Origin of the sequence: Sphingobium sp. PNB, from assembly GCF_019873065.1 — a bacterium.
GTDB lineage: Bacteria > Pseudomonadota > Alphaproteobacteria > Sphingomonadales > Sphingomonadaceae > Sphingobium > Sphingobium fuliginis.
On the sequence record NZ_JAINEZ010000144.1, the window covers coordinates 1 to 7507 of the forward strand.

At 63.9% G+C, this 7507-nt stretch carries 8 protein-coding genes; 4 read left to right on the plus strand and 4 right to left on the minus strand.

Annotation, left to right across the window (positions count from 1 at the left end):
* Positions 1–9 precede the first annotated feature (9 nt).
* Positions 10–1026: an NAD(P)H-quinone oxidoreductase gene (locus tag K7W03_RS25945; protein WP_222887798.1), complete on the minus strand. Its 1017-nt coding sequence runs from the start codon at positions 1024–1026 to the stop codon at positions 10–12.
* Between the two features lie 97 nt (positions 1027–1123).
* Between K7W03_RS25945 and K7W03_RS25950 the strand changes: the two genes are divergently transcribed.
* The 3 genes from K7W03_RS25950 (at position 1124) to K7W03_RS25960 (ending at position 4643) form a co-directional block, all read left to right on the plus strand.
* The gene (locus K7W03_RS25950) at positions 1124–1321 is read left to right on the plus strand and encodes a DUF1192 domain-containing protein (protein WP_025548849.1); all 198 of its coding nucleotides are present in this window, start codon (positions 1124–1126) and stop codon (positions 1319–1321) included.
* A gap of 157 nt (positions 1322–1478) precedes the next feature.
* Positions 1479–3797 (plus strand): ATP-dependent Clp protease ATP-binding subunit ClpA, encoded by a 2319-nt coding sequence (gene clpA, locus K7W03_RS25955; RefSeq protein WP_044662585.1) that lies wholly within the window; start codon positions 1479–1481, stop codon positions 3795–3797.
* Between the two features lie 216 nt (positions 3798–4013).
* Positions 4014–4643, plus strand: a complete 630-nt coding sequence (locus K7W03_RS25960) for a glutathione S-transferase family protein (protein ID WP_044662586.1) — start codon at positions 4014–4016, stop codon at positions 4641–4643.
* Between the two features lie 70 nt (positions 4644–4713).
* Here K7W03_RS25960 and K7W03_RS25965 read toward each other — a convergent pair whose 3' ends face one another.
* Positions 4714–5451, minus strand: coding sequence for a Bax inhibitor-1/YccA family protein (locus tag K7W03_RS25965; protein ID WP_025548846.1), 738 nt, complete (start codon positions 5449–5451; stop codon positions 4714–4716).
* 120 nt (positions 5452–5571) lie between these two features.
* Between K7W03_RS25965 and thpR the strand changes: the two genes are divergently transcribed.
* The gene (gene thpR, locus K7W03_RS25970; RefSeq protein WP_099185679.1) at positions 5572–6120 is read left to right on the plus strand and encodes an RNA 2',3'-cyclic phosphodiesterase; all 549 of its coding nucleotides are present in this window, start codon (positions 5572–5574) and stop codon (positions 6118–6120) included.
* A gap of 31 nt (positions 6121–6151) precedes the next feature.
* On the opposite strand, the gene K7W03_RS25975 is transcribed toward thpR, so the two are convergent.
* Both K7W03_RS25975 and K7W03_RS25980 read right to left on the minus strand, forming a co-directional pair.
* Entirely contained in the window at positions 6152–6700 is a 549-nt protein-coding gene (locus K7W03_RS25975; RefSeq protein WP_048578083.1) for a superoxide dismutase family protein, read from the minus strand.
* Positions 6701–7074: 374 nt separating this feature from the next.
* A partial coding sequence (locus K7W03_RS25980; RefSeq protein WP_222887800.1) for an OmpA family protein occupies positions 7075–7507 on the minus strand: 433 nt, incomplete at its 5' end.

Here is a 7507-nt window from a genome sequence, read left to right on the forward strand (position 1 = left end):
ACCCCCTCGTCAAACCGTCAGCACGATCTTCCCGAAATGCTCCCCCGCATCCATGCGCGCATGCGCGGCGGCCGCCTCCGCCAGCGGAAAGCGCATGTCCATCGCCGGCCGCAGCCTGCCCTGCTCGATGAAAGCCCACACCACCCGCATCAACTCGTCCGCCACCAGGCTCTTGAAAGCCACCGAGCGCGGGCGCAGCGTCGATCCGGTCAGCGTCAGCCGCTTGCCCATGATCGCGGGAATGAAGACCTCCGCCTTGGGCCCGCCCATGACCGCGATGGACACATGGCGCCCGTCTTCCGCCAGACATTGGATGTTGCGCGGCAGATAATCCCCGCCGACCATGTCCAGCACCGCCTGCACGCCCTGCCCGCCGGTGATCCGCTTCACTTCCTCGACGAAATCCTGGCTGCGATAATTGATCGCATGATCGGCGCCCCAGGCCTTCGCCTGCTCGCATTTCTCATCGCTGCCACAGGTCACGATGACGCCGATGTCGAACAGCTTGCAGAGCGAGATCGCCATGGTGCCGATGCCGCTCGTGCCGCCATGGACCAGCACCACATCGCCCTCCACCACATAGGCGCGCTCGAACAGGTTGCTCCACACGGTGAACAGGGTTTCCGGCAGGGCCGCCGCCTCGACCAGATCATAATCGTCCGGCACCGGCAGGCACTGGCCGGCGGGCGCCACCGCATATTCGGCATAGCCCCCGCCGGGCAGAAGCGCGCAGACGCGCCGACCGATCAACAGTTCCGCGCTCCCGCCCGCGGCGACGATGATGCCGGAAACCTCCAGCCCCGGAATGTCGGGCGCGCCGGGCGGCGGCGGATATTTCCCCTGCCGCTGCATCACGTCGGGCCGGTTGACGCCGGCCGCCGCCACCTTGATCAGCACCTCGTCCGGCCCCGGCACGGGAACCGGCCGCCGCTGCGGCGCCAGGGCCTCGGGCCCACCGGGAACCGCTATGCCGATCACCGTCATTTCCGTCGGCAGGTCGTTCGGCTTCACGCCCTCTATCGCCATTGCGGCCCCTCGCGGCAGATGTTGCACCGCACCTAAATCGACGGGCGGAATGCAGGCCTTATTGACAGACTGGCCCGCAGGGTCAACATTGCGATTCATGGACATGGAAGACGATCTGCCCCGAAAGGCCGATGATCCTCTGGCCCAGCTGATCCGGCAGGATCTGGGTCCGCTGTCCGTTGCCGATCTCGAAGCGCGCATCGCGGCGCTGCAGGGCGAAATCGCCCGCACCCGATCCAAGATTGAAAACGCCGTTAACCACAAAGCAAGCGCCGAGGCGTTATTCAAGCGATGAACCCGCGCCCCGCCCCACGCGACTCCGACAAGGGTCTCACCGGGCATGGGCAGTCTGGCAATTCCGGCGGTCAGGATGCCCATCTTGATCCGCCGTCGAGCAATGCCGACATATGGTTCAAGACAGCCCCTCATTGGGGGTCAGGAGTATAAGAGACATGCCATCTTTCGCACCCGCCCTTGAAACCACCCTGCATAATGCGCTGACCCACGCATCGGAGCGTCGTCACGAATATGCGACGCTGGAGCATCTGCTGCTCGCGCTGATCGACGACGAACATGCGTCGAAGGTGATGCAGGCCTGCGGCGTGGAGCTTGGCGAACTGTCCGACGCGGTGACGCAATATCTGGATACCGAACTCGACAGCCTGAAGGTGGAGGGGGCAAGCGACCCCTCCCCCACCAGCGGCTTCCAGCGGGTGGTCCAGCGCGCGATCCTGCATGTCCAATCCTCCGGAAAGGATGAAGTGACGGGAGCCAATGTGCTCGTCGCGCTTTTCTCCGAGCGGGAAAGTTATGCCGTCTACTTCCTCCAGCAACAGGATATGAGCCGCCTGGATGCCGTCAGCTACATCAGCCACGGCGTCGGCAAGGGCACGGCCGCCCCTGAACCGCGCGAAACCAAGGGCGCTCAGGAGGAGGAGAAGAAGGCGCAGGACAGCAAGGGCAAGAAGGACAGTGCCTTGGAGCAGTTCACCGTCAACCTCAATGAGAAGGCGGCGCGGGGCAAGGTTGACCCGCTGATCGGCCGCGCTTCCGAAGTCGACCGGACCATCCAGATCCTGTGCCGGCGGTCGAAGAACAACCCGCTCTATGTGGGCGACCCGGGCGTGGGCAAGACCGCCATCGCCGAAGGGCTGGCGCGCAAGATCGTGGAGGGCGAGGTTCCCGACGTCCTCAAGGAAGCGGTGATCTACTCGCTCGACATGGGCGCGCTGCTTGCCGGAACCCGCTATCGCGGCGATTTCGAGGAGCGGCTGAAGGCGGTCGTCACCGAGCTGGAGAAGATGCCGCATGCGGTCCTCTTCATCGATGAGATCCACACGGTGATCGGCGCGGGCGCGACCAGCGGCGGCGCGATGGATGCGTCCAACCTGCTGAAGCCTGCCCTGTCGGGCGGCACGATCCGCTGCATCGGCTCCACCACCTACAAGGAGTTCCGCAACCATTTCGAGAAGGACCGCGCCCTGCTGCGGCGGTTCCAGAAGATCGACGTCAACGAACCCACGGTCGAGGACACGATCAAGATTCTCGCCGGGCTGCGCAGCGCCTTTGAGGAGCATCACAACGTCAAATACACCCCCGACGCGATCAAGGCGGCGGTGGAGCTGTCGGCGCGCTACATCAACGACCGCAAGCTGCCGGACAAGGCGATCGACGTGATCGATGAGGTCGGCGCGATGCAGATGCTGGTCGTGCCGTCCAAGCGCAAGAAGACGATCACCCCCAGGGAGATCGAGCAGGTCATCGCGACCATGGCCCGCATCCCTCCCAAGACGGTCTCGGCGGACGACAAGTCGGTGCTGGAGACGCTCGACACCGACCTCAAGCGCGTCGTCTTCGGCCAGAACCGGGCGATCGAGGTGCTGTCCTCCGCGATCAAGCTGTCGCGGGCGGGCCTGCGCGATCCCGACAAGCCGATCGGCAACTATCTCTTCTCCGGCCCCACCGGCGTCGGCAAGACGGAGGTCGCCCGGCAGCTCGCCCATCTGCTCGGCATTCCGCTCCAGCGGTTCGACATGTCGGAATATATGGAACGCCATTCGGTCAGCCGCCTGATCGGCGCCCCTCCGGGCTATGTCGGCTATGACCAGGGCGGCCTGCTGACCGATGCAGTGGACCAGAATCCGCATAGCGTGCTGCTGCTGGACGAGATCGAGAAGGCCCATCCGGACCTGTTCAACATCCTGCTCCAGGTGATGGACAATGGCCGCCTCACCGATCATCACGGCAAGACGGTGGATTTCCGCAACACCATCCTCATCATGACCACCAATGCCGGTGCGTCGGACATGGCGAAGGAAAGCATCGGCTTTGGCGAACTGACCCGCGAGGATGCGCAGGAGGACGCGGTAAAGAAGCTCTTCACCCCCGAATTCCGCAACCGCCTCGATGCCATCGTACCCTTCGGCTATCTGCCGCCGGAGATCGTGGCGCGGGTCATCGACAAGTTCGTGCTGCAACTGGAACTACAACTGGCCGACCGCGACGTCCACATCACCCTGGACGACGAGGCGAAGGCCTGGCTCACCAAGCGGGGCTATGACAAGCTCTATGGCGCCCGCCCGATGGGCCGCCTGATGCAGGAGAAGATCAAGCAGCCGCTGGCCGAGGAACTGCTGTTCGGCAAGCTGGTGCATGGCGGCGAAGTCCATGTCCGGCTGAAGGACGACGCCCTCGCCTTCGAAATCACCCCCGCCGCCCCCAAGAAGGGGAAGAAGGGTGGCAAGTCGAAGCCTGCGGAACGGGCGAAGTAAGACAGCGCCGTCATCGGCAATCATGACAAGGGCGGCCCCTCGGGGTCGCCCTTGATCATTCGGGTATGCCGAAGAAACCGGCCACGGATCAGCGCGGCCGATCCTCCCTCCGGCATCAAGCCTCCCGAGCCGCTGGACCGCCTGCCGAAGCGAGAACTTGCGGATTGCTCTCCATCGGGCACAAGGATGGCTCACGCCAGATGCGGGAGAGTCGCGATGTCGAACGAAATCACCCTCTACACCAATCCGATGTCGCGCGGGCAGATCGCCCGCTGGATGCTGGAGGAAGTGGGAGAGCCCTACGACATGGTCGTGCTGGATTATGACGTCGGCATGAAGTCGGCCGATTACCTCGCGATCAACCCGATGGGCAAGGTTCCCGCCATCGTCCACGCAGGCAAGGTGGTGACCGAATGCGCCGCCATCTGCGCCTATCTGGCCGATGCCTTTCCCGCCGCCGGCCTGGCGCCCGCCACCGATGGTCGCGCCGACTATTATCGCTGGCTCTTCTTCGCCGCCGGCCCGGTGGAGGCCGCCATCACCAACAAGGCGCTCGGTTTTGCCGTTCCCGAAGGCCGCGAGCGTCTGGCCGGCTATGGCACGTTCGACCATGCGATCGATGCCCTGGAGCGCGCCGTCTCCGGACCAGCTTGGATTTGCGGCGACCGGTTCACCGCCGCCGATGTCTATGTGGGAGCGCAGGTCGATTGGGGCCTCAGCTTCGGTTCGATCCCCAGCCGCCCCGTCTTCGAAGCCTATGCGGCGCGCCTGCGCGAGCGCCCGGCCTATAAGCGGCAAAAGGAACTGGACAACGCCCTGATCGCAAAGATGCAGAAGCCCGCCTGAAGCACCCCCAAGGCAAAAGGCCCGGCGAACCACTTCGCCGGGCCTTCCCTTATTTCAGCTAAAGCCGTCTTCAGTTGCGCTGATTGCCCATGAAGCGCAGCAGGAACAGGAACATGTTGATGAAGTCGAGATAGAGGTTCAGCGCCCCCATCACCACCGACTTGCCCATCATGTCCGTTCCGGCGACATAGGCATAGATGCTCTTGATCTTCTGCGTGTCATAAGCGGTCAGACCCGCAAACAGCAGCACGCCGACGAAGCTGATCACCAGATTCATGGCGCTCGACCGCAGGAACAGGTTGATGAGGCTGGCAACCAGCAGACCGACAACACCCATGATGAGGAAGGTGCCGAAACCCGAAAGGTCGCGCTTCGTCGTATAGCCCCAGAGGCTCAGCCCCGCAAAGGCAGCCGCCGTCGCGAAGAAGGTCTGGGCAACGGACGTGCCGGTATAGACCAGCAGGATGGACGAGAGCGACAGGCCCATCACCGCGGCATAGGCCCAGAACATCGCCTGCATCGCGAAGGTCGACAGACGGTTGATGCCAAAGCTCATCGTCATCACGAACAGCAGCGGCGCGAACATGATGACATATTTCAATATGCCGGGTCCGGCCAGGATCTGGTAAGCAAACCCGCTGGAGGCGAACAGCATGGCGACGACGCCCGTCAGCAGCACGCCGCTCGCCATATAATTGTAAACCGACAGCATATAGCTGCGCAGGCCAGCGTCATACGCCTCCCCGCGCGCAACGGTCGTGCCGCCAAAACCCGCAACGTCGGAACGCGGATCGGACCAATTGGCCATGAGATATTCTCCTTCACCGGCATCCATGCGGCCGGTTCCCTCATTATCGGCTTATCGCGCTTCCAATTCAAGCGGCGAGCGCAATCTGACTTATCGCCGCGAAACAGCTATAGGAAGGCGATGCACCGCCTGTTCGTCGCCATACGCCCGCCCGCCGACATCCGCGCCGGCCTCATCGCCCTGATGAACGGGATCAACGGAGCGCGCTGGCAGGACGACGACCAGTTGCACATCACCCTGCGCTTCATTGGAGAGGTCGACCGCCATCAGGCCAATGACGTCGCCGACGCGCTGGCGAATATCCGCTTTTCGCCCTTCCGGACCGCACTGTCCGGCGTGGGCTGCTTCGACCGCAAGGGCCATGTCAACGCGCTCTGGGCAGGCATGGAGCCACGCGCACCCCTCGCCCGGCTTCATCGGAAAGTGGACCGCGCCTGCATCGCCGCGGGCCTGCCGCCGGACGATCGCAGCTATCTGCCGCATATCACCCTCGCCCGCTTCGGACGCACGGCCGGCCCGATGGACGCCTTCATCGCCCTTCATGCCGGCCTGGCAAGCGCCCCATTCACCGTCGATGAGTTCGCCCTCTATGAAAGCCATCTCAGCCAGAACGGCTCGACCTATCATTTGATCGAACGCTATCGGGCGGACAGGAACGATCCCGAATAAGACGCGATTGTCGCAAGCGTTCCCGGCGAATTCAGGTCGACAGCGCGCCGCAGGCCACCCGTCCACCCGCATTGCCGGCAGGATCGGTCTTGTTGTCGTCCGCCTGCGCATGGATCACCAACGCCGCGCCGTCGCCGTCCAGCAGCGGCGTCGCGCCTCCGCTGATGGTTCCGCCGGGGATGACATATTCCATTTCGCCCGAACCGTCGGCGCCGGCGATCATGTTCGGCATATCGCCCATGTGCATGCCCGCAGGATTATCCTTGCCATGCTTGTGACCCGTGGGATTCCAGTGCCCGCCAGCGCTCGTGAAATCGGGCGGCGTGCAGGTTCCGGTGCCGTGGATATGCACGGCATGCATGCCCGGCGTCAGCCCTTGCGCGCGCACCAGCACATGCAGGCCATCGGTCGCCTGCGTCACCGTCGCCTCTCCGCGCGGCGATCCGTCTGCGGCCAGCAGCTTCGCATGGGCCACGGGCGCGGCGGCGTCGCTTGCAGGGGCCGTCCCCGACGACCCGGTCGCACAGGCCGATGCCAGGGCAGCCATCGGCAATGCCAGAAGAATTGCGGCAATTTTCATGATGAACCAACTCCGAGAAGAACGCTGCAAGGCGAACGCAACATGACGGTCTTTGTTGCCTAAGCGATCCGAAATGTCACCGCTTTTCATCCCGATCATGCCCCGGGCCGGAGGGCACAAGCCGCTCCTCCAAGGGCGCTCGAGCAAGACAGCGGCTCGCGAGGGGCCAATCCGTTGCACGCAACTTCCGCACTGCCTTGGCAGCATCAGAGGCTGGCCGGGCGAGAACAGCACCTTCCCCGATTTGGTCCGAAGTTTGGTCCGAAGCCCGCTACAGGCGAGTTCGCGGCCCTCCCTGTACAAACCGCATGGAAAAAGGGGCCGGTCTCTCGACCAGCCCCTCGATCCTTTCCCATCCCGAAGGACGGAAAATCTTACTGACCCGAACCCGGACCGTAGGTGATTTCCACGCGACGGTTCTGCAGTTCGCGGACGCCGTCGGCGGTTTCGACGCGGGGGTTCGATTCACCGAACGCCTGGGTCGTGATCACGCCGTCAGGAATGCCCTTCGACGAGATATATGCCTTGACGGCATCGGCGCGACGCTGGGACAGGCCGACGTTGTACGAGGCCGAACCCGAACGGTCCGCATAACCCGCCAGCATGACCTGCGCGCTGCCGCAGTTGCTGTAGGCCGAAACCGCATTGTCCAGAATGGTGGCGGCGTCAGGCGTGATGTCCGACTTGTCCCATTCGAAGAAGACGATGTACGGCCCAGGGCTGCACTCAGCGACCGGCGGCGGAGGCGGCGGTCGCTGAGTGCAGCCCTGGGCCGTACATCGTCTTCTTCGAATGGGACAAGTCGGA